Genomic DNA, 21967 nt, shown 5'->3' with positions numbered 1-21967 from the left:
GAAAAAGCCCCGGGGCCGTGAAGCTCCGGGGCTTTTTCATGGCTCTCTGGCTCAGGGCAGGAGCACGGTGCAACCGGTGGTCTGACGCGCTTCGAGGCTCTCGTGCGCCTTGCGCACATCGGTCAGCGCAAAGCGCTGGTCGATGCGGATCTTCACTGCGCCGCTGCCGACCACGTCGAACAGGTCATTGGCCATGGTCTGCGTGCGCTCGCGGCTGCTGATGTGGGTGAACAGGGTCTGGCGCGTGACGTAGAGCGAGCCCTTGGGGCCGAGGATGCCGGGCGCAAACGGGGCCACCGGGCCACTGGCGTTGCCGAAGCTGACCATCAGACCAAACGGCCGCAGGCAGTCCAGCGACTTCTCAAACGTGTCCTTGCCGACCGAGTCGTACACCACCTTCACGCCCTGGCCGCCGGTGATCTCCTTCACGCGCGCAGCGAAGTCTTCGGTGCGGTAGTTGATGCTGAACTCGGCGCCGTGCTCGCGCGCCAGCGCACACTTATCGTCCGAGCCTGCCGTGCCGATCAGGCGCAGCCCCAGCGCCTTGGCCCACTGGCAGGCGATCAGGCCCACGCCGCCGGCAGCCGCGTGGAACAGCACGAAGTCGCCCTTCTCCAGACCTTCCACCGGATTGCAGCGCTTGAGCAGGTACTGCGCGGTCAGGCCCTTGAGCATCATCGCCGCGCCGGTTTCGAACGAGATGCCGTCGGGCAACTGGCAGACGTTCATCGCCGGCATCACGCGCACATCGCAGTAGCTGCCGGGCTTGCCCGCCGCGTAGGCCGCGCGGTCGCCCACCTTCAGGTGCGTGACGCCCTCACCCACCGCCTCGATCACGCCCGCGCCTTCCATGCCCAGCGCCAGTGGCATGGCGTTGGGGTAGAGGCCGGTGCGCTGGTAGACGTCGATGAAGTTCAGGCCGATGGCGTGGTGGCGAATGCGGATTTCGCCTGGTCCGGGATCGCCCACCTCGACGGTGTCGACAACGAGCTGTTCGGGGCCGCCGTGGGCGTGGATGCGCACGGCGCGGCTGGTCTGGGTCATGCTGGTCTCCTCAGGTTGGCAATGCCGCACATGCTGCCACGATTCAAGCGCGTCACCGGGGTGTCAGGCCGTCAGCCCCAGGCCAGCCGGGGGATACCCCCGGTCGTTACAGTCCGGGCATGTCCAACCCTTCCCAGCGCCTGACCCCGGCCACCGCGGCCCTGCTCCTGGTACCGCCGTTGCTGTGGGCCGGCAACGCTGTGGTCGGCCGGCTGATGCAGGGCAGCATTCCGCCCATCACCTTCAACTTCCTGCGCTGGGTGCTGGCCTTCCTGATGCTGCTGCCGCTGGCCGCCTGGGTCCTCGCACCGCGCAGCCCGGTGTGGGCGCACAGCCGCCGGTTCGCCGTGCTGGGGCTGACCAGCGTGGCGCTGTACAACGCGCTGCAGTACATGGCGCTCAAGACCTCAACGCCGATCAACGTCACGCTGGTCGCTGCGAGCATGCCGGTGTGGATGATCCTGCTGGGCCGGCTGCTCTACGGCGTGCTGGTGACACGGCGCGCGGCACTGGGCGCCACGCTGTCGCTCGCCGGGGTGGTCGTGGTGCTGGTGCGCGGCGACTGGCGCCAGCTGAGCACATTGCAACTGGTGCCGGGCGACGCCTGGATGCTCGCAGCCTCCATCACCTGGGCCTGGTACAGCTGGATGCTGGCCCGCCCGACACCTGGCAGCGAGCCGGCCGAGGTGCGGCGCGACTGGGCCGCCTTCCTGCTCGCCCAGGTGGCCTTCGGGCTCACCTGGTCCGCCGCCATGACCGCTGGCGAATGGCTGATGCTGCCGGCCCTGCCCGAGGGCGAACACCACCTGCGCTGGGGTTGGCCGCTGGCGCTGTCGCTGCTGTACGTGGCCATCGGACCCTCGCTGCTGGCCTACCGGGCCTGGGGCGCGGGCGTCTCGCGCGCGGGTCCGACCACGGCGGGCTTCTTCAGCAACCTCACCCCGCTGTTTGCGGCACTGATGTCGGCGACGATGCTCGGCGAGCCGCCGCACCTCTACCACCTGACGGGCTTCGTGCTGATCGTGGGCGGCATCGTGGTCAGTTCGCGGCGCTGATCATTCGGCCCTTTCGGCAGCGAATGGGCAGCGATTGGGCTGGTCGGCGGACCAGTGGGTGAGCAGCATGGTGACACCGCCCCTCCAGGAGCCCACCATGAATCCACCGACCACCGACACGACCCTTCCGGCCACCCGCGGCTGCCCGATGCACCGGGCCGCTCGCCCCAAAGAGACCACCGCCGTCCCCGCCCGTGCCTGGCACGACCTGCCCCAACCGCCCGGCTGGCCGGTGCTGGGCCAGCTGCCGGGTTTCGACGTCACGCGCACCCACCTCACGCTGGAGCGCTGGGCGCGCGAACTCGGCACCCCCTACCGCTTCAGCATGGGCCCGGGCTACCGGGCGATGGTGATCGACGACCCGGAGGTCGTGCAGCAGATCAGCCGCCAGCGGCCCGAGACCTTCGGGCGCGGCGGCCGGATGCAGCCTGTGATGTCCGAAATGGGCTTCAACGGTGTGTTTTCAGCCGAAGGCGATGCCTGGCGCACCCAGCGCAAGCTGGTCATGGGTTCGCTCAACGCCACCCACCTCAAGGGCTGGCTGCCAGCGCTTTGCCGCATCACCGAGCGGCTCGCGCAGCGCTGGGACCGCGCCGCCGCCGACGGCCGCGCGCTGGAAATGACCGACGAACTCAAGCGCTACACCGTCGACGTCACCAGCCTGCTCGCTTTCGGCCAAGACCCACGCACGCTGGACCATGGTGGCACCGGCACCGGCAACGCCATCCAGCAGCATCTGGAGCTGATCTTCCCGGCCATCATGCGACGCGTGATGACGCCGTTTTCCTACTGGAAGTGGGTCCGGCTGCCCGCCGACCGCCGCCTGGACCGCGCCATCGCTGCAGTCCAGCAACACGCCCGCCAATGCATCGACGAAGCCCGCAGGCGTCTTCCCGGCGCGGACCCTACCGCGCCGCGGCATGCACTGGAATCGATGCTGCTGCACCAGGCCGGGTTGGGGCTGTCGGACGCCGATCTCGTGGCCAACGTGGTGACGCTGCTGCTCGCTGGCGAAGACACCACCGCCCACGGCCTGTGCTGGACGCTGTTCTACCTGGCCGCGGAACCTGCGTTGCAGGACACGATGAACCTTCAGGCCCAGGCGGTGCTGGGCGCCAGAAACGTGCCCGCCGACACGGCGCAGCTGGCCGCGCTGGAACCGTTCGAGCACCTGGCGCTGGAAGCCATCCGCCTGCGGCCGGTCGTGCCCTTCAACGGGTTCGAATCGCCCCACGAAACGCTGGTGGCGGGCATCGCGGTCCCGGCCCGCACCAAAATCTTCTCGCTCGCCCGTCCGCCCATGCTGGACCCCTCGCGATTTCCCGAACCGTTGCGTTACCGGCCCGAACGCTGGGCCACGGGCGAGGTGGATGGGCGTGCCTACCAGCCCTTCGGGGCGGGCGCCCGCGTCTGCCCGGGCCGTTCGCTGGCCACGGCCGAAATGCGCCTGGTGCTGGCCATGCTGCTGCGGCGCTTCCGTGTCGAACTGGCTTGCCGCCCAGAGGACATCGGGGAAATCTGTGCCCTGACGATGCTGCCCAGCCGCATGCCGGTGCGGCTGGCGCCGCGCTGAGCTTGGCGGCAGAATCCGGGGCCACCATGCCCCGCCGTCCCACCCCTGCTCCCGCCACGCTGGGTGACCGCCTGGCCCGTGCCCGCCGCGCGCGCTTCATCGGCCGGGCCGCCGAGTTGGCCCGCTTTGACCGCATGCTGGACGGACAGGCCGAACCCGTGTGGTTTCTGCATGGCCCAGGCGGCATTGGCAAAACCACGCTGCTGGCCGAGTTCACGCGACGGGCCGAGGCAGCCGGCCGCATCGTCATCGAAATCGATGCCCGGCACCTCGCGGCCTCGCCGGCCAGCTGGCATCAGGCGCTGAGAGTGGCGCTGTCGGACGACACCGGGGAACCGCTGCCGCCCCCCGGCAGCGTGCTCCTCGTGGACACCTTTGAAACCGTTGCCGGGCTGGAAGGTTGGTTGCGCGACGAGGAATTGCCCCGCTACCCGGGCGACACCCTGGTGGTGTTGGCCGGGCGGACGCCGGCCGATCCCGCGTGGCGGCTGGACCCGGGCTGGAGCAGCATCGCGGCCGTCACGAAACTGGTGCCCTGGACCGAGACCGAGGCACGCGACTACCTGACCAGCCGCCTGGGGGGATTGCCCGTGCCCGAAGCCATGCTGGCCCGCGGGGCTGGCGTACCGCTGCTGCTCACCTTGCTGGCCGACGCCCACCGCCGCGGTGCCGATCTGCCCGACCACAACCCCGGCGACGGTGACCCAGCCTTGCGCGAAGTGCTGGTGCGTGAGCTGCTTGAGCGCTTTGCGCGCGACCTGTCGGACCCGTTGCTGCGCGCCGCGTTAGATGTGCTCACGGTGGCCCGAAGCGTCACTGTGCCCATGCTCGCCGCCACAGTCGACGAGGGAGCTGCAGACGACACCTACGACTGGCTGGCATGTCTGCCTTTTGTGCAAGCCGGGGAGGCCGGACTGCAGATGCACGACTACGTGCGGGAAGCCTTTGCCGCCACCTGGCGTGCGCGCGAACCGGGCGCCATCGACCGCGCCGGGCTCCGGGTGCAGCAGTACCTGGCGCGGCGCGCGCCCCTGGTCGGCCGGGACGAGGCTGTGCGCCAGCTCAAGGACTGGATCTTCGTGTTGCGCTTCACCGACGTGGGTCACATCACCGACCACCGCCACATCGAGAACCACCGCCTGGGCGGCCTGGAACACGATGCCGAAGCGGTGGTGGCGCTGGTGCTTCGCCGCCTCGGCGCAGGCATGGCCGGGCACATCGCCCACTGGGTGGCGCACCGGCCCCAGGACTTCCTGCTCGTGCGCCACCGCACCGGCCGCTTGGCCGGCCTGGTACTGGCGCTGGAGATGACCGAAATTCCGCCCGAGGTGATGGCGGCCGACCCGGCGGTCGGGCGTGCCTGGGCCCATGTGCAGCGCGTGCGCGCACCACGACCCGGCGGCAGCGCGGTCTGCATCCGGCTCACACTGGACGCCGAGCTCGATACCCTGCCCAACCCCACGGCCACGCTGGGCGGCGGCAGCTGGCTGATGGAACGCTCGTTGCTCGACAAGCGAGCCGAATGGAACGTGGCCTACGGCCACCCTGTCGAGCTGATGGACCGGGTCTGGCCCAGCATGCGGCGCCTGAACTGGGCCACGCGCGAGCCGGCGCTGGACGACGTGGTCGACGGCCGCCTGTTCGGTGGCTACGTGCGCGACTATGTGCGAGAACCCATCGCGCCTGAATGGCGTCCGCCGGCAACAGGGACCGACCAGCGGCCCCTGCCCGGTGCCGACGATTTTGCGCAGGCCGTTCGCGAGGCGCTGCGCCAATATGGTCGGGACGAAGCCCTGGCAGCGAATCCGCTGCGGCATTGCGCCTGGCTCAGTGGCCATGCGGCAGCGCCCGCCACTTTGCAGGCGCTGCGCGCCGCCCTGTCCGACGCCGTGCAGGCGCTCGCTCACCACCCCGCCGACCTGAAGTTCCACCGCGCGTTGCAGCAGACCTGGCTCACGCCCGGCGCCAAGCAGGAAGCCGTGGCCGCCGACCTGGGCCTGCCGTTCAACACCTACCGCTACCACCTGGCGCGCGGCGCGGAACGCGTGGCCCAGGCGCTGTGGCAGCGCGAGCAGCTGGCACGCCAGTCCGCCGACACCCCGGGCCGGAGGTGATCCCCCGCCGGATCAGTAGGTGCCGGGATACAGCCCGCCGTCGGGCAGGATGTTCTGGCCGTTGAGGTAGCCCGCCTGCACGCTGCACAGGAAGGCACAGATGGCGCCGAACTCGGCCGGTGTGCCGAAACGCCGGGCCGGCACCTGCGCCATCTGCGCGGCGCGCACCTCGTCCACCGCCTTTCCGGCCTTGGCAGCCGCGCCGGCGATCGTGCCCTGGAGCCGGTCGGTGTCGAACTTGCCGGGCAGCAGGTTGTTGATCGTCACGCCTTTGGCCGCAATGCCGCTGCGCGCGACGCCGGCCACAAAACCCGTGAGACCACTGCGTGCGCCGTTGGACAGACCCAGGATGTCGATGGGCGCCTTCACCGCGCTGCTGGTGATGTTGACGATGCGGCCGAAGCCGCGCGCCGCCATGCCGTCCACCGTGGCCTTGATCAGTTCGATGGGCGTGAGCATGTTGGCGTCCACTGCCTTGATCCAGGCCTCGCGGTCCCAGCTGCGGAAGTCACCGGGCGGCGGACCACCGGCGTTGGTGACCACGATGTCGAAGTCCGTGCCCGGCCCGCCCGGTGCCGCGAACGCGGCGGCGCGCCCTTCGGGGATGGTGATGTCGGCCGCCACCGCGATCACCGCCACGTCTGGCGACGCCGCCCGCAGCGCCGCGGCCGAAGCCTCCAGCACCTCGCGCCCGCGCGCCACCATCACCACGTTCACGCCCTCGGCCGCCAGCGCCTGCGCGCAGCCCAGCCCGAGGCCCTTGCTCGCGCCGCACACCAGCGCCCACTTGCCTGCAATGCCCAGATCCATGTTTGATTTCTCCTAGTCCTGTTTGGGTTGCGCCGCCTGGCCGCCGAAGCGCGTCATCAGGAACACACCCGACACCACCAGCACCGTGCCGGCCACGATCCAGCCGTTGAAGGGCTCTTCCAGAATGAGCACGCCCATCGCGATGGTCGACATCGGCCCGATCATGCCCGTCTGCGCCGCGAGCCCTGCGCCGATGCGTTCGATCGCCATCATCACCATGATCACCGGCGCGAAGGTGCAGGCGGTGGCGTTGAGCACCGACAGCCAGATCACCTCGGGAGCCACCTCGGCGGCGCTCAGCGGCCTCAGCAGCACGAACTGCAGCAGGCACAGCCCGCAGGCCACGCTGGTCGCCAGGCCCACCAGACGCATCGAGCCCAGGCGCTTGACCATCTCACCGCTGTAGACGAGGTAGATCGCGTAGCTGATGGCGCTGAGGAACACCAGGAGTGCACCGAGGGCTGCGTCCGGTCCCGCGAAGTCGGCCTCGTGGCCGAACACCAGCAGCACCCCCGCGTAGCTCACGGCCATCGCCACCGCCTGCGTGACGCTGATGCGCCGACCGTACAGCAGCCAGCCCAGCAGCAGCACCAGCGTGGGGTTGAGGTAGAGGATGAGGCGCTCCAGGCTGGCGCTGATGTAGCTCAGGCCCCAGAAGTCCAGGAAGCTGGCGAGGTAGTAGCCGGTCACTCCCAGGCCCAGGATGCCCAGCCAGTCCTGGCGGGTCAGCGGGTGCTTCGCGCCGCCACCCTGCCGGTAGGTGGCCCACCAGGCCAAAGCCAGAAACATGGGCAACGCGAACAGCATGCGGTACATGATCAGCGTCACCGCGTCGACGCCGTGGCGGTAGGCCAGCTTGACGATGATGGCCTTGCCGCTGAAGGCGATGGAGCCGGCGCAGGCCAGCAGCAGTCCGGAAACGAGGTGGGGCGGTCGGGTGGCGGTGGCCGTCATCCGGGAATTATCAGCAGGCCCCGCCGGCGCCGCTGTCGTGTTCGGCGATGGGAGCCTTCGCGCTCAGTCTTTGGGCGAGGTCAGGCGCTCCGCGTCGACGATGCGGTAGGCGCGGCCGATGCGGTCCATGGGTTCGATCAGGCCCTCGCGCACGAAAGCGTTGAGCGTGCGGCTGACGGTCTCCAGCTTGAGGTCGAGCATGGCCCCCATGTCCTCGCGCGAGAACAGCGTGCACAACGCGGGATCGTTCTCCGTGCGCATCTTGAGGATCAGGCCGGCCAGGCGCTGGCGCGCGTTGCCGAAATTCAGATCGGCCAGCCAGTCGTCGGCCTCCTTGAGGCTGTGGTGCCAGCGCTCCAGCAGACGCTGGTGCAGGCGCGGCGTCTCACGGTTCAGGCGCTGGATCACCTGCAGCGGCAGGCGGCAGACGCGGACGTTGGTGAGTGCGATGGCGTCGGAATCGTAGGTCGGCCCCATGAGCGCCTCCAGCCCGATCACGTCGCCGCTGCGCAGCACCCGCACGATGCGCTGGCGACCATCCACCGTGTTGCGCACCAGCTTGACCATGCCGGCGCGCAGTGTGAACAGCGAGGTCGCCGTTTCACCCATGCGCACCACCGCGTGTCCCGGCGCATATTCGAGGTCGTCGATGGGCGTGTGGATCAGGTTGAAGTCGTCTTCGTGCAGGTCGGCGAACAGCACCATGTCGCGGATGCCGCAGGCGCGGCAGTCGGCGGTGCCGCGCCAGGCCGACTCGGTCTTGATGGGAATCATGGTTCTCGGGGTGTCATTGCACCGGTGGTGTGCAGGCCAGCACTTCGTCCAGCGTGGTCAGGCCTTCGGCCACCCGCGCGGCCCCGGCCAGCCGCAGCGGCCGCATGCCGTCGGTCACGCCCTGCCGGCGCAGGCTCTCCATCTTCGGCTCGCGGTTGACCTTGTCCTTGAAGGCCTCGGTGATGGTCAGCAGTTCGTACAGGCCGGTGCGGCCGCGGAAGCCGGTCATGCGGCATTCCACACAGCCCACCGGCTGGTAGGGCCGGTACTTGCCGCTCACCTGCCAGGGCTTGACCAGCTCGGCCAGCGACGAGAGCGAGGTCTCGGCCGCCGCATCGTCCTCACGCACCTTGCACGACGGGCAGAGCGTGCGCACCAGGCGCTGGGCCAGCACCCCGAGCACCGTGGCGTTGATCAGGTAGGGCGGGATGCCCAGCTCCATCAGCCGCATGATGGCGCTGGGCGCGTCGTTGGTGTGCAGGGTCGAGAAGACCAGGTGACCAGTCAGCGCCGCCTGCACCGCCATCTCGGCGGTCGGCAGGTCGCGGATTTCACCGACCATGATGATGTCCGGGTCCTGGCGCATCAACGAGCGCAGCCCCTGCGCGAAGTCCAGGTCGAGGTGCGGCTGCACCTGGGTCTGGTTGAAGGCCGGCTCGATCATCTCGATCGGGTCCTCGACCGTGCTGACGTTCACCTCTTCGGTCGCCAGCCGCTTGAGCGTGGCGTAAAGCGTGGTGGTCTTGCCCGAGCCGGTCGGGCCCGTCACCAGGATGATGCCGTGCGGGCGTTTGGTCAGTGCTTCCCAGCGCGGCGCGTCGGTGGTGGAGAAACCCAGTGCGGCCAGGTCCTTGACGGTGGCGTCGGGATCGAAGATGCGCATCACCAGCTTCTCGCCGAAGGCGGTCGGCAGCGTCGAGAGGCGCATCTCGACCTCGTCGCCCTTGGACTGACCCTGGCCGGGCCGCAGCGTCTTGATGCGGCCGTCCTGGGGGCGCCGCCGCTCGACCACGTCCATGCGGCCGAGCAACTTGATGCGCGCGGTCATGGCGTTCATCACCGTCATCGGCATCTGGTAGACCGGGTGCAGCACGCCGTCGATGCGGAAGCGGATCACGCCCTGGTCTCGGCGGGGTTCCAGGTGGATGTCGCTGGCGCGCTGGTCAAACGCGTACTGCCAGAGCCAGTCCACCACCTGCACCACGTGCTGGTCGTTGGCGTCCAGCTTGTTGGCCTTGCCCAGCTCGACCAGCTGCTCGAAGGTGCCGAACGGGTTGGTCTGGTTGCCCATCTTGCTGGCCGCGCGCACCGACTTGGCCAGGGCAAAGAACTCACCGATGTAACGCGCCACATCCTGCGGCGGCGAGACCACCACGCGCACGCTCTTGCGCGTCTGGCGCTCGACCTCGGGAATCCAGTCGCGCACGAAGGGCTCGGGCGTGGCCACCACCACCTCGGCGGGCCCCACCTGCACCGGCAGCACCTTGTGGCGCTCGGCGTAGGCCGCGCTCATCACGTCGCCCACCTTGCCCACATCGACCTTGAGCGGGTCGATGCGGAAGAACTCCAGACCGCTGCGCGCGGCCAGCCACTGGGTGAGCATCTCCACGTCCAAGGTCTGGCCGTCCGACTGGCGCGACATACCCACCACCGCCAGCCGCACCAGGGGATGCTGGGCGCTGTGGGCCGAGGCGCAGCGGGCGATGGTGCGTGCGGCCTCGTCGGCCGAGATCACACCGTCCTCGCGCAGCCACCCCACCAGCACGCGCCAGTCCAGCGGACCGATGTCGGCGTGTTTCGGGGCAGCGGGTTTGTGGGTGGTTTTCATGCGGGTCTCAGTCAACCGGTTTGAAGATGCGCAGCCATTTCACCGCGGGCAGGTCCCAGCGCGTGCGGATCTCTTCCGCGCGCGCCAGCAACTCCATGCGCGTGGGCCGCTGGGGGGTGCGCTGCGCCAGCACGATGGTATTGCCTTCGCGGGTGGGCTTGAAGGCCCAGACCGCGTCGCGCCCGAACGCGGCGCAGATGCTTTCCAGCGAGCGCTCGTAGCTGGCATCGCGGCCGAACAGGTTCACCGTCATCGCGCCCTCGTCGGTCAGCAGGGCGCGGCAGTCGGCGTAGAAGTCGGGACTGTCGAGCACCGGCGCCGCCGCCTCGTGGTCGTACAGATCGACCTGCAGGGCGTCGATGCTGCCCAGGTGCACCGCCTGCCGAACCTCCTGTGCCGCGTCGGCCAGCAGCACGCGCAGGCGCGGGCCATCGGGCGGCAGCTTGAACCAGCCGCGACAGGCCGCGACCACCTGAGGGTTGATTTCCACCGCCGTCGTGTCCATTCGCAACTTTTTGTAATGGAACTTGGTCAGCGCCGCCGAGCCCAGGCCCAACTGCATGGCGCGGCGCTTCGACACCGAATCCGGGTCGACGAACAGCAGCCAGGCCATCATGCGCTGCACATAGTCCAGCTCGATGGCGAAGGGGTCGTCGATGATCATCGAGCCCTGGATCCACTCGGTGCCCAGGTGCAGAAAACGCACCTCGCCATCTTCAGAGAGCGTGACGTCCGGCAGAGCCCCCGCCGCGGCGCGTGAAGAACTCCTCATCGGGGCGCCCCCGGCTCACAGGAATGCCACAGAGGTGGCGCAAACGACACGGCGCCCCGCGTCAAAGCACCGACCTGTCGAAAAAAGGCCGCATGGGCGAGGGAAGATCGCATCGGGACAAGGTGTTCCAGGAGAAAGGATTCATTATGAACATGGAAGTGGTCTGGAATTTCCTCAGCACCCAGGGGGCCGACTTCGGCCTGAAGATCCTGGGCGCGATTGCCGCCTGGGTGGTCGGGCGCTGGCTGATCTCGGTGGCGGTGCGGCTGATTGGCGCCGCCCTGGAAAAGGGCAAAAAGATCGATGCCACCCTCACGCAGTACCTCAAGTCCATCATCTCGGTGCTGCTGACCCTGGTGCTGGTGCTGGCCATCCTGGACATCTTCGGCATCAAGACCACCTCGTTCGCGGCCCTGCTGGCCGGCGCGGGACTGGCCATCGGTGCGGCCTGGAGCGGCATGCTGGGCAATTTCGCGGCCGGCCTGTTCCTGCAGGTGCTGCGGCCCTACAAGGTGGGCGATTTCATCAACGCGGGCGGCACGCTGGGCACGGTGAAGGAACTGGGTCTGTTCGCCACCACCGTGCTCACGCCGGACAATGTGCTGACGGTGGTCGGCAACAACAAGGTGTTTTCTGACAACGTGCAGAACTTCAGCGCCGAGCCGTTCCGCCGTGTGGACTGCGTGGCCAAGGTCGCCAACAGCGTGGACGTGATGGACGCCATGGCGCGTCTGCGGCCGGTGATTGCTGCGATTCCGAACGTGAAGGCATCGCCCGCGCCGGACATCGAGATCCTGCAGTTCACGCCAGAGGGCCCGCTGCTGTGTGTGCGCCCGTACACGCACACCGACCACTACTGGCAGGTTTACTTCGACACCAACAAGGCCATCGTCACGACCTTCGGTGCGGCGGGGTACCCGGTGCCGGAGACGCCCATGGCACATCGTTCGGTCGGCTGATCTTTTCGTCTGCTTTTTTTGCCTACACCTCGCGGGGAGGCTGTGACCGGGGGACACGAGCGACGCAGAGCGCACCGCCGCAGCGAGCCCGCGAGGTCTGTGCCAGAACAGCCTCAAGCAAGCCCGTACAGACGAAACACCTCACCCCAAGCCGCCAGCTTGCGATCCAACGACCAGCTGGCATTCGCAGGACTCGTGGACGGCAGCTTGTGCACCGGCAAGCCCAGCGCCTGGGTGTGCTTCGCATGGCGGAAACTCTCGCCGCCGTTGTGGGCGACCGCCACCAGACCGGGACTCTCGCGCTGCACGCGGCCGAAGTCGTTGAGCTCGGCATTCCGGATGGACGTGTCCAGACTCCCCTCGCGCTCGCAGGCGGCGTAGACGTCCCAGATGCCCAGCCCATGGTCACGCACCACGTCCAGCCGCTCGGCGTACCTCATGGCCACCAGGTCGACCGACCAGAGCGCGGCGAGGATCTTCCAGAACTGGTTCTGCGGGTGCCCGTAATAACGCTGCTCGCGCAGTGAGGCCACGCCCGGAAAGCTGCCCAGCACCAGCAGCCGGGTCTGCGGCCCGATCACCGGTGGCAGGCCGACCAGCCGGGTCATGGAGCGACCGGCGCCAGCGCCGCCAGCCTCGGCAGCACACGTACCGCGTTGGCGGTGGTCGCGGCAGCGAGTTCTTCAGGCGCCATCCCCCGCAGCCCGGCGATCACGCCGCCGATGCGCGGCAGCTCGGCCGGCGTGTTCAGACCCTGCGCCCGGCCGGCCGCCCGTTCGGCGGCGGTGGCATAGAGCCAGTGAGGCGGAATGTCGGGCGCGTCGGTCTCCAGCACCAGCGTGGACAGCGGCAGTTCGGCCGCCAAGGCCCGCAAGCGCTTCGCGGGTTCAAAGGTGGCCGCGCCACCAAAGCCCAGCGCGAAGCCCATGTCGGTGAACGCGCGCGCCTGCTCGGCGCTGCCATTGAACGCGTGGACGATGCCGCCGCCGGTGGGCAGCTCGCGCAGGTGCTTGAGCAGCACGTCCGCGCTGCGCCGCACGTGCAGGATCACCGGCAGACTGTGCTTGCGCGCCAGCCGCAACTGGGCGCGGTAAAAGCGCTCCTGCCGTTCGCGCATCGCCGGTTCGCACAGCGCCGGCACAAAAAAATCCAGCCCGATCTCGCCTACCGCCACCAGGCGCGGGTCGCTGCGGTGCACGGTCAGCGCCGCGTCCAGCACGTCCAGGTCCTCGTCCGCGGCCTTGGGCACGTACAGCGGGTGGATGCCCAGCGCGTAGGTATCGCCCAGCCGGTGCGCCAGCAGCCGAGCCGTGTCGAGGTTCTGGCGCATCACCGCCGGAATCACGCACAGCCCCACGCCGCGCTGCGCCGCCAGCGTGCGCGCCTTCACGGCGAGCGCGTGGTCGGCGCCGAACTCGGGGGCGTCCAGATGGCAGTGTGTATCGATCCACATCGGGGGTATAACTCCTTGAACGATTGTGCCCCGACCCCCGGGGCCACCAGGCTCCACGGAGGAATTCCCATGCCACTGCGCACCACCCGTTTCTTTTCAATCGCGGCGCTGACCATCGCCGGCACGCTGGGGGCCTGCGCCGCCCCTGCGCCTTCGCCGGCACCCGAGCCTCTGTGGGGCAGCGAGTGGCGGCTGCAGTCCATCGCCGGTCAGGCTGCGCTGCCGCAGCCGGCGGCCACGCTGCTGTTCCCGCAGCCAGGGCAGGCGGTGGGCCACGGCTCCTGCAACCGCTTTTCCGGCGCGGTCGAGATCGACCGGGATCGGTTGAAATTCGGCCCGCTGATGTCCACCAAGATGGCTTGCCCCGGCGGCGGCAGCGAGCAGGAATCGCGCTACCTGGGCGCGCTGCAGAAGGCCCAGCGCTACGAGGTGCAGGGCGACACGCTGCTGATCCACGCGCAGGGCCTGGACCAGCCGCTGCGTTTCGTCAGGACAGCACCCCGGAAGTGAGCCGCAGCACCCGGCCGCAGCGCGCGGCCAGGGCGTCGTCGTGGGTGACGACGATGAAGGCCGTGCCCTGGTCGCGGGCCAGCTGCATCATCAGCTCGAACACGCCGTCGGCCGTGCTGCGATCGAGGTTGCCGGTAGGCTCATCGGCCAGCACGCAGGCCGGTTTCGTGACCAGCGCACGCGCGATGGCGACCCGCTGACGCTCGCCCCCCGAGAGTTCCGCCGGCCGGTGCTGCAGGCGTTCGGACAGCCCGACCTTGGCCAGCACCTGCGCCGCCTGGGCACCCGCCTCGGCGCGCGGCATGCGGCGGATCCACAGCGGCATCGCCACGTTGTCGCGTGCGCTGAACTCGGGCAGCAGGTGGTGGAACTGGTAGACGAAACCCAGGTGGCGGTTGCGCAGATCGCCCTGCTGCGCGGCGCTGAGTCCGGCGAGCGGCTGCTTCATCAGCGTGACGCTGCCGGCGGTGGGCGCGTCCAGCCCGCCCAGCAGGTGCAGCAGCGTGCTCTTGCCCGAACCGGAGGCCCCGACGATGGCCACCGTCTCGCCTGCGCGCACCGTCAGGTCCACACCCTTGAGCACGGTCACGTCCAGCCGGCCTTCGGTGAAGCGCTTGGTCAGACCTTGCGCCTGGAGAACAACATCATTCATAACGGAGCGCTTCAGCGGGGTTCACGCGGCTGGCGCGCCAACTCGGGTAGATCGTGGCCACGAACGAGAGGATCAGCGAAATCACGGCGATGGGCAGGATGTCGGCGCGCTGCGGGTCGCTGGGCATGCGGCTGATCAGATAGACGTCCTGTGGCAGGAAACTGGCACCGAGCGCGCGCTCCAGCGCCGGCACGATGGTGTCGATGTTGAACGCGATGCCCAGGCCCAGCAGCAGGCCCAGGCCGGTGCCGATCACGCCCACCATCGCGCCTTGCACCATGAACACGCCCATGATGCTTTTCGGACTGGCGCCCAGGGTGCGCAGGATGGCGATGTCGGCGCGCTTGTCCGTCACGGTCATCACCAGCGTCGAGACCAGATTGAAGGCGGCCACGGCGACGATCAGCGTGAGGATGATGAACATCATGCGTTTTTCCAGCTGCACGGCCGCGAACCAGGTGCGGTTCTGGCGCGTCCAGTCCTTCACCAGCATGCCCTCGGGCAGCTGGCCGGCCAGCGAGATCGCGACCTCGCGCGCCTGGTGCAGGTCGCGGATCTTGATGCGAACGCCCGTCGGCCCCTCGACGCGGAAGATGCGTGCGGCGTCCTCCACGTGCAGCAGGGCCAGCCCCGAGTCGTACTCGTAGTGGCCAGAATCGAAGGTGCCGACCACGTTCATCTGGCGCACCCGCGGCACCACGCCGGCCGGTGTGACCTGGCCGCTGGGCGCAATCAGCGTGACCGTATCACCGACACCCACGCCCAGGCTGCGCGCCAGCTCGCCACCCAGGATCACGCCGAACCCGCCCGGAACCAGCCGTGGCAGCGCCGTCTGCGCCAGGTCCTTGGCCAGGTCGGCCACCTGCGGCTCCTGCGCCGGGTCGATGCCGCGCACGATGGCGCCCTTCATGTCCTCGCCGCGCGCCAGCAGCGCCTGCGCGCCCACGTAGGGCGCCGCACCGACCACCTCGGGGTGCTGGCGCACGGTGGTCAGCACCGCATTGAGGTCGGGAATGGCCTGGCCGCTGGCGTCGTACAGCTCGATGTGCGAGAGCACGCCCAGCATGCGGTCGCGCACCTCTTTCTGGAAGCCGTTCATCACCGACAGCACCACGATGAGCGCCGCCACACCGAGCGCAATGCCCAGCATGGACACGCCCGAGATGAAGGAGATGAAGCCGTTGCGCCGGGTGGCGCGGCCGGCGCGCGTGTAGCGCCAGCCGAGGATGAGTTCGTAAGGGGTTTGCATCGATGAAATCCAGCGGCAATTGTGGCATCCCCGACAATCCCGGCTGTTCCCCCGTCCGGCTTGTCCCTCCGTGCCCCACCACCTGCTGATTCCCTTTGCCGCCGCCAGCGCCCCCGAATGCCAGGCGCTGCTGCCCGGTCTGAAACTGCCCAAGCTGCAGGCCCTGCTGGCGCTCCTGAGCGAACAGCCCGCCGACCGGGGCGACGACCACCAGCTCAGCCCGCCGCACGAACGGGCCCTGGCCCAAGTGCTGGGCCTGCCGGTGGCCGACGGCCAGATTCCCTGGGCCGCTGCGCAGAGCGAGGCACCCACCGTACCCCAAGCGTGGTTCAGCCTCTGTCACTACCAGGTCGGCATGGAACAGGTGACCCTGCTGCCGGGCGCACAGCTGGCGCTGGACGACGCGGAGTCGCGTGCGCTGTTCGAGGCCTTCGAGCCGCTGTGCGCCGAGGACGGCCTCACGCTGCGCTGGGACAGCGCCACCGAGTGGCACGTGAGCGGCGAGCCGCTGCGCGGCCTCGCCTGCGCCAGCCTGGACCGGGTGAGCGGACGCATGGTCGACGCCTGGCTGGCCGAAAGCCCCGCCAACCCCACCGGCGCGCGCCTGCTCAAGCGCCTGCAGAGCGAGGCGCAGATGCTGTTCTACACCCACCCCGCGCACGACGCCCGCACCGCGCGCGGCCTGCTGCCGGTCAACGGCTTCTGGGTGCACGGCGCGGGTGCGCTGGACGCGTCGCTGGCGCTGGCCGAGGCCCCGGCCATGCCCGACACCCTGCGCCAGGCCGCGCTGCGAAGCGACTGGACGGCCTGGACCGCTGCCTGGCTGGTGCTGGACGCGGCCGAGATCGCGTCGCTGCTCGCAGCGGTTCAGCGCGGCGAGCCCGTCACCCTCACGCTTTGCGGCGAGCGCCACGCCCGCACCTGGACCACCGCCCCGACCGGCGCCTTCGCGCGCATCGGCCGCTCGATCAAGCAGCTGTTCGGCACCACGCCGATCGCCGACACCCTGAAAGACCTATGAAGATCATCACCCGCGACGTGCCGCCGCGCGCCGCCTGGGCGCTGGAGCAGGCCGGCCTGCACCCGCTGCTGGCCCGCCTCTTCGCCGCCCGCGGCATCACCGCCAAAGAGCAGCTCGACGACGCACTGGCCCTGCTGATCCCGCCTGCGCAGATGCTGAACGCCACCACCGCAGCAAAGCAGCTGGCAGATGCCATGGCCGCCGGCCAGCGCCTGTGCATCGTGGCCGACTACGACTGCGACGGCGCCACCGCCTGCGCCGTGGGCGTGCGCGGCCTCAAGCTGCTGGGTGCGCCGCTGGGCTGGGACAGGGTCGAGTACCTGGTGCCCGACCGCGTGACCGACGGCTACGGCCTCACGCCCTCGATCGCGCAACGCGTGAAACAACGCGGCGCCGACTGGCTGGTGACGGTGGACAACGGCATCGCCAGCGTGGCCGGCGTGCGCGCCGCGCGCGAGGCCGGCCTGAACGTACTCGTGACCGACCACCACCTGCCCGCTGTGGTCGACGGCGCGGTGACGCTGCCAACGGACTGCACCATCGTCAACCCCAACCAGCCCGGCTGCGGCTTCGAGAGCAAGAGCATTGCCGGCGTGGGCGTGATGTTCTATGTGCTGCTCGCGCTGCGCGCGGAGATGCGCGAACGCGGGGTGTTCGACGCGAAAACCCAACCCAAGATTGACAGCCTGCTGCCGCTGGTGGCGCTGGGCACTGTGGCCGACGTCGTGAAGCTGGATGCCAACAACCGCCGCCTGGTGGCCCAGGGCCTCAGGCGCGTGCGCGCCGGCGCCATGCCGCCCGGCATGGCCGCGCTGTTCGCCGTCGCAGCGCGCCAGCCAGCCAAGGCCAGCGCCTTCGACTTCGGCTTCGCCTTGGGCCCACGCCTGAACGCCGCCGGCCGTCTGGCCGACATGACGCTGGGCATCGAATGCCTGCTGACCGACGATCCAGGCCGCGCAGACGAACTGGCACGCACGCTCGACGGCATCAACCGCGAGCGCAAATCCATCGAAGGCGAGATGCGTGAGCAGGCGCTGATGATCGTGGAGGAACTGTTTGACGAGAGCGAAGAACCGCCGCCTGCCATCACCGTCTTCGACCCCGACTTCCACGAAGGCGTGGTCGGCATCGTGGCCTCGCGCCTGAAAGACAAGCTACACCGCCCGACTTTCGTGTTCGCGGCCAGCGGTGCCGAGGGCAAGGAGCACGAGCTCAAGGGCTCGGGCCGCTCCATCCCCGGCTTTCACCTGCGCGACGCACTGGACCTGGTGGCCAAACGCCATCCCGGCGTGCTGCTGCGCTTCGGCGGCCACGCCATGGCCGCAGGATGCACCATCGACGAAGAGCACATCGACACCTTCGAGCAGGCCTTTGCACAGGTGGCGCACGAGTGGCTGGACGCCGCCACGCTGCAGCGCCGGCTGGAAGCCGATGGTGCGCTCGACAAACAGTACCGGCGTCCGGACCTGGTGGACACGCTGCACGCCGAGGTGTGGGGCCAGGGTTTTGCGCCGCCCGTGTTCTGCGAGGAGGTGCAGGTGGTCAGCCAGCGGCTGGTGGGCGAGAAGCACCTGTCGGTGAAGCTCAAGCACCAGGGCGACCCGGTGGACGGCATCTGGTTCGGTCACACGGAGCCACTGCCGTCAACGGTGAAGATTGCGTTCCGGCTGGATGCCGACGAGTGGCAGGGTCAGCGGCGCGTTCGCTTTCTCATCGAGGCCGCAGAGGTTTGATCCCCCGCGCCGCAGGTGGCGCTGGGGGATCCCGATCACCCGATCAGTGATTCGCGCACCGCTGCCAGCTGGCGGCGAGACACGGCCAATCGCTCGTCGCAACCATCGAGACGCACCGTCCAGCCCTCGCCCTCAACCGGGTCATTGTGCTTCTCCACCGCTCGCACGCAGCGCCGCGCCACCAGCGCATTGCGGTGCACCCGCACGAACAGATGAGCGTACTTCTGCTCCAGATCGCTCAGCGCTCCGTCGTAGATGTGCTCCTTCTCCGCCGTGCGCACGGTGATGTACTTCAGCTCGGCCTTCAGGTAGATCACCTCCGACAGCGCCACCCGCTCGCTGCGGCCGCGCTCCTGGATCAGCAGGCTCTCGGAACCGCCACCTGCCTCCGACGGCTCCGTCGTCAACAGCCGCTGCACCTTCTGCAAGGCCTGCTGCAAGCGCTCCAGACGCACCGGCTTGGTCAGGTAGTCGACCGCCTCCAGCTCAAACGCGTGAACCGCGTGTTCGGCGTGCGCAGTTACGAACACCACCCGGGGCGGAGCTGCCATCGAGCGCAGGTTCTCCGCCAGCGCCATGCCGTCCACGCCGGGCATGTGAATGTCCAGCAGCAGCAGGTCGCACGGCCCACGCTGGATCTGGTCCATCGCCTGCACCGCGTTGCCAGCCTCGCCGATCACCTCGGCGCGCGGATCGGTGCAGTCGCCCAGCAGCGTGCGCAACCGCGACCGCGCCAGCGCTTCGTCGTCCACGATCAGTACCTTGAGTGCCATGTCACGCTCCGTTGATCCCTGCGTCCAGACTGTCTTATATCGGTATTTCGAGTCGAACCTGGTACACGCCATTCACCAGCGCCGACTGGAACCGACCCTCGACATCGTGCAGCAGCGCCAGCCGCTGACGCACATTGTCCTGGGCCAGACCATGCCCCGGTGGGCCACTGCCGGCGGGCACGGTGTTCGTCACCTTGATGACCACCATGCCACCGCGGCGCTTGGTGGTGATGCGCACGGTGGCGCCGGTCGGACTCGGTTCGACACCGTGCTTGACTGCATTCTCGACCAGCGGCTGCAGGATCAGCGGTGGCAGCTTCGCGCCGGCGGCTTTCGGGTCGAGGTTCCACTCCAGCCGCAGGCGCTCGCCAAAGCGCACCTGCTCAATCGCCAGGTAGTGCTCGGCCAGCGCCAGCTCCTGCGACAGCGGCACCGCCTCCTGCGAATCGGCCAGGGCGTGGCGGAACAGCTCGCTCAGGTCTTCCAACAGGGCCTCTGCCTTGGCGGGCTCGGCGCGCACCAGCGCGATCGCGCTGTTGAGCGTGTTGAAGAGAAAGTGCGGGCGGATGCGCGCCTGCAGTTCGGCCAGACGCGCCGTGGTGCCGGCCGGGGCCTTGGCCCGCAGACGCCAGACCAGGCCCGCCACGACCACGGTCGCGACCAGCGCGCCGCTGGCGGCGCTGGCCAGCCAGGGGGCCGGTAACACCAGACCAGTCCAGACCAGCATGCCGCAACCATAGATCGCCGACACGGCGCCCAGGCCGATGCCCGCCGCCCATTGGGCCGGCATGGGCAGGCGCGCCAGCTGGCGCTTGAGCGCGCAGGTCACCAGCAGCCAGATCAGCACCGAGGGCAGCGTGGCCGCTGTCAGCACCGCCAACGTCTCCAGCCAGCCCACCACGCTCTGCGCTCCGTACAGCGCCGCCACCCAGGCAATCGCCTGCACGAACAGCACCACGCGCAGCACCACGCCCAGCTGGCAGGTGTCGTACACCAGTTCGACCTCCCGCCGGTGCTCGGGCATCTGCGACAGCGGCAGCGTGCCCATGGTCGACGACAGGTCCTGGAAGCTCGATAAAATTCGGGAGTCCCGCATGGCTCGCACTATAGGTTGTCGCCGTCAGACCGCATGGGCCACAGCGCCCGGGCCCATTCCTCCAGGCGCACGCGCCGCCCTCCGATCCTTTCTCTCGCCGCTGGCACCACCATGTCCACCAACCAACTCGACAAAAAATCCGAAGCCTGGTCCGCCCTATTCTCGGAGCCCATGAGCGAGCTGGTCAAGCGCTACACCGCCAGCGTGTTTTTCGACAAGCGCCTCTGGCTGGCCGACATCACCGGCAGCCTGGCCCACGCCGAAATGCTGGCTGCGCAGAACATCATCGCGGCCAGCGACCTGGCCGACATCCAGCGCGGCATGGCGCAGATCCGCGCCGAGATCGAGGCCGGCAGCTTCGAATGGAAGCTGGACCTGGAAGACGTGCACCTGAACATCGAGGCCCGCCTGACCCAACTGGTGGGCGACGCCGGCAAGCGCCTGCACACCGGCCGCAGCCGCAACGACCAGGTGGCCACCGATGTGCGCCTGTGGCTGCGCGATGAGATCGACCTGATCAGCGACCTGCTCAAGGAGCTGCAGGTGGCGCTGGTGGACGTGGCCGAACAGAACGTGGACGTGATCCTGCCCGGTTTCACCCACCTGCAGGTGGCCCAGCCGGTGAGCTTTGCCCACCACCTGCTGGCCTATGTGGAAATGTTCGCCCGCGACGCCGAGCGCATGGCCGACGTGCGCCGCCGCACCAACCGCCTGCCGCTGGGCAGCGCCGCGCTGGCCGGCACCACCTACCCGCTGGACCGCGAGCGCGTGGCGAAAACCTTGGGCATGGAAGGCGTGTGCCAGAACAGCCTGGACGGCGTGAGCGACCGCGACTTCGCGATCGAATTCACCGCCGCCGCCAGCCTTTGCATGGTGCACATCAGCCGCTTCAGCGAAGAGCTGATTTTGTGGATGAGCCAGAACTTCGGCTTCGTGAAGATCGCCGACCGCTTCACCACCGGCTCGTCGATCATGCCGCAAAAGAAAAACCCCGACGTGCCCGAACTGGCGCGCGGCAAGACGGGCCGCGTGGTCGGCCACCTGATGGGCCTGATCACCCTGATGAAAGGCCAGCCCCTGGCCTACAACAAGGACAACCAGGAAGACAAGGAGCCGCTGTTCGACACGGTGGACACGCTCAAGGACACGCTGCGCATCTTCTGCGAGATGGTGGGCGGCCAGTTGAACTCTGCCACCGGGAAGAAAGAGGGCGGCATCACCGTCAACGCTGTGGCCATGGAGGCTGCTGCCAACAAGGGCTATGCCACCGCCACAGACCTGGCCGACTACCTGGTGAAAAAGGGCCTGCCCTTCCGCGACGCACACGAAACCGTGGCCCACGCCGTCAAGGCCGCCACCAGCCACAACTGCGACCTGTCCGAGCTGCCGCTGACCGTGCTGCAGGGCTTTAACGCCTCGATCGAAAAAGACGTGTACGAATGCCTGAGCCTTCGCGGCAGCCTCAACGCACGCAACACCCTGGGCGGCACCGCGCCGGCCCAGGTGAAGGCGCAGATCGCGCGCCACCGCGCCCGCTTCGCCTGACCCATTGACCGCTCAAGATTGGGCTGAATCGGTCGATCCATTCCTAGTTCAA

The 21967-nt window shown here is 68.8% G+C and carries 20 protein-coding genes; 8 read left to right on the top strand and 12 right to left on the bottom strand.

What is annotated here, in order from left to right:
• Nucleotides 1-51: 51 nt before the first annotated feature.
• Nucleotides 52-1044 carry a quinone oxidoreductase family protein gene (locus tag ACFOPI_RS15065; protein WP_382175348.1) on the bottom strand — a complete coding sequence of 331 codons (993 nt, stop codon included), beginning with the start codon at nucleotides 1042-1044 and terminating at the stop codon, nucleotides 52-54.
• Between the two features lie 119 nt (nucleotides 1045-1163).
• Between ACFOPI_RS15065 and ACFOPI_RS15060 the strand changes: the two genes are divergently transcribed.
• The 3 genes from ACFOPI_RS15060 to ACFOPI_RS15050 all read left to right on the top strand — a co-directional run bounded on the left by ACFOPI_RS15060 (nucleotide 1164) and on the right by ACFOPI_RS15050 (nucleotide 5786).
• Nucleotides 1164-2099, top strand: coding sequence for a DMT family transporter (locus ACFOPI_RS15060; protein ID WP_382175347.1), 936 nt, complete (start codon nucleotides 1164-1166; stop codon nucleotides 2097-2099).
• 97 nt (nucleotides 2100-2196) lie between these two features.
• Nucleotides 2197-3672: a cytochrome P450 gene (locus ACFOPI_RS15055; protein WP_382175344.1), complete on the top strand. Its 1476-nt coding sequence runs from the start codon at nucleotides 2197-2199 to the stop codon at nucleotides 3670-3672.
• Between the two features lie 26 nt (nucleotides 3673-3698).
• On the top strand, nucleotides 3699-5786 hold the full coding sequence (locus tag ACFOPI_RS15050) for an AAA family ATPase (protein ID WP_382175342.1): 2088 nt from the start codon (nucleotides 3699-3701) through the stop codon (nucleotides 5784-5786).
• A 12-nt stretch (nucleotides 5787-5798) separates the two neighbouring features.
• On the opposite strand, the gene ACFOPI_RS15045 is transcribed toward ACFOPI_RS15050, so the two are convergent.
• The 5 genes from ACFOPI_RS15045 to ACFOPI_RS15025 all read right to left on the bottom strand — a co-directional run bounded on the left by ACFOPI_RS15045 (nucleotide 5799) and on the right by ACFOPI_RS15025 (nucleotide 10924).
• Entirely contained in the window at nucleotides 5799-6596 is a 798-nt protein-coding gene (locus tag ACFOPI_RS15045; RefSeq protein ID WP_382175339.1) for an SDR family oxidoreductase, read from the bottom strand.
• 12 nt (nucleotides 6597-6608) lie between these two features.
• Nucleotides 6609-7550: a DMT family transporter gene (locus ACFOPI_RS15040; protein ID WP_382175337.1), complete on the bottom strand. Its 942-nt coding sequence runs from the start codon at nucleotides 7548-7550 to the stop codon at nucleotides 6609-6611.
• A gap of 63 nt (nucleotides 7551-7613) precedes the next feature.
• Nucleotides 7614-8324 carry a Crp/Fnr family transcriptional regulator gene (locus tag ACFOPI_RS15035; RefSeq protein ID WP_382175334.1) on the bottom strand — a complete coding sequence of 237 codons (711 nt, stop codon included), beginning with the start codon at nucleotides 8322-8324 and terminating at the stop codon, nucleotides 7614-7616.
• Between the two features lie 13 nt (nucleotides 8325-8337).
• Nucleotides 8338-10152 carry a GspE/PulE family protein gene (locus ACFOPI_RS15030; protein ID WP_382175331.1) on the bottom strand — a complete coding sequence of 605 codons (1815 nt, stop codon included), beginning with the start codon at nucleotides 10150-10152 and terminating at the stop codon, nucleotides 8338-8340.
• A 7-nt stretch (nucleotides 10153-10159) separates the two neighbouring features.
• Nucleotides 10160-10924 (bottom strand): spermidine synthase, encoded by a 765-nt coding sequence (locus ACFOPI_RS15025; protein WP_382175329.1) that lies wholly within the window; start codon nucleotides 10922-10924, stop codon nucleotides 10160-10162.
• Between the two features lie 146 nt (nucleotides 10925-11070).
• Between ACFOPI_RS15025 and ACFOPI_RS15020 the strand changes: the two genes are divergently transcribed.
• The gene (locus ACFOPI_RS15020; RefSeq protein ID WP_382175328.1) at nucleotides 11071-11883 is read left to right on the top strand and encodes a mechanosensitive ion channel family protein; all 813 of its coding nucleotides are present in this window, start codon (nucleotides 11071-11073) and stop codon (nucleotides 11881-11883) included.
• A 113-nt stretch (nucleotides 11884-11996) separates the two neighbouring features.
• On the opposite strand, the gene ACFOPI_RS15015 is transcribed toward ACFOPI_RS15020, so the two are convergent.
• Both ACFOPI_RS15015 and ACFOPI_RS15010 read right to left on the bottom strand, forming a co-directional pair.
• On the bottom strand, nucleotides 11997-12491 hold the full coding sequence (locus ACFOPI_RS15015; RefSeq protein ID WP_382175325.1) for a DNA-deoxyinosine glycosylase: 495 nt from the start codon (nucleotides 12489-12491) through the stop codon (nucleotides 11997-11999).
• Nucleotides 12488-13336, bottom strand: coding sequence for a TatD family hydrolase (locus tag ACFOPI_RS15010; protein WP_382175323.1), 849 nt, complete (start codon nucleotides 13334-13336; stop codon nucleotides 12488-12490). Before ACFOPI_RS15010 ends, ACFOPI_RS15015 begins: the two co-directional genes overlap by 4 nt.
• A gap of 69 nt (nucleotides 13337-13405) precedes the next feature.
• Here ACFOPI_RS15010 and ACFOPI_RS15005 point away from each other — a divergent pair, with 69 nt between their 5' ends.
• Entirely contained in the window at nucleotides 13406-13846 is a 441-nt protein-coding gene (locus ACFOPI_RS15005; RefSeq protein ID WP_382175320.1) for an META domain-containing protein, read from the top strand.
• Here ACFOPI_RS15005 and lolD read toward each other — a convergent pair.
• Together lolD and ACFOPI_RS14995 are read right to left on the bottom strand one after the other, a co-directional pair.
• Nucleotides 13824-14498, bottom strand: a complete 675-nt coding sequence (gene lolD, locus ACFOPI_RS15000) for a lipoprotein-releasing ABC transporter ATP-binding protein LolD (protein ID WP_382175317.1) — start codon at nucleotides 14496-14498, stop codon at nucleotides 13824-13826. The genes ACFOPI_RS15005 and lolD overlap by 23 nt on opposite strands.
• On the bottom strand, nucleotides 14491-15747 hold the full coding sequence (locus ACFOPI_RS14995) for a lipoprotein-releasing ABC transporter permease subunit (protein WP_382175314.1): 1257 nt from the start codon (nucleotides 15745-15747) through the stop codon (nucleotides 14491-14493). Before ACFOPI_RS14995 ends, lolD begins: the two co-directional genes overlap by 8 nt.
• A gap of 70 nt (nucleotides 15748-15817) precedes the next feature.
• Between ACFOPI_RS14995 and ACFOPI_RS14990 the strand changes: the two genes are divergently transcribed.
• The gene (locus ACFOPI_RS14990; protein ID WP_382175311.1) at nucleotides 15818-16768 is read left to right on the top strand and encodes a phosphoglycerate mutase; all 951 of its coding nucleotides are present in this window, start codon (nucleotides 15818-15820) and stop codon (nucleotides 16766-16768) included.
• Nucleotides 16765-18501 carry a single-stranded-DNA-specific exonuclease RecJ gene (gene recJ / locus ACFOPI_RS14985; protein WP_382175308.1) on the top strand — a complete coding sequence of 579 codons (1737 nt, stop codon included), beginning with the start codon at nucleotides 16765-16767 and terminating at the stop codon, nucleotides 18499-18501. Before ACFOPI_RS14990 ends, recJ begins: the two co-directional genes overlap by 4 nt.
• A gap of 35 nt (nucleotides 18502-18536) precedes the next feature.
• Here the strand turns inward: recJ and ACFOPI_RS14980 are convergent, their stop codons facing one another.
• Both ACFOPI_RS14980 and ACFOPI_RS14975 read right to left on the bottom strand, forming a co-directional pair.
• Nucleotides 18537-19274, bottom strand: coding sequence for a LytR/AlgR family response regulator transcription factor (locus ACFOPI_RS14980; RefSeq protein ID WP_382175306.1), 738 nt, complete (start codon nucleotides 19272-19274; stop codon nucleotides 18537-18539).
• Nucleotides 19275-19308: 34 nt separating this feature from the next.
• Nucleotides 19309-20370 (bottom strand): histidine kinase, encoded by a 1062-nt coding sequence (locus ACFOPI_RS14975; protein ID WP_382175303.1) that lies wholly within the window; start codon nucleotides 20368-20370, stop codon nucleotides 19309-19311.
• Nucleotides 20371-20481: 111 nt separating this feature from the next.
• Between ACFOPI_RS14975 and argH the strand changes: the two genes are divergently transcribed.
• Nucleotides 20482-21915, top strand: a complete 1434-nt coding sequence (argH, locus tag ACFOPI_RS14970; protein WP_382175298.1) for an argininosuccinate lyase — start codon at nucleotides 20482-20484, stop codon at nucleotides 21913-21915.
• Nucleotides 21916-21967 lie beyond the last annotated feature (52 nt).

This window comes from Hydrogenophaga luteola (assembly GCF_042648585.1).
GTDB classification, from domain to species: Bacteria; Pseudomonadota; Gammaproteobacteria; order Burkholderiales; family Burkholderiaceae_C; genus Hydrogenophaga; species Hydrogenophaga luteola.
The sequence above is the reverse complement of the archived record's forward strand: the minus strand, read 5'-3'. Positions and strand labels throughout refer to the sequence as shown.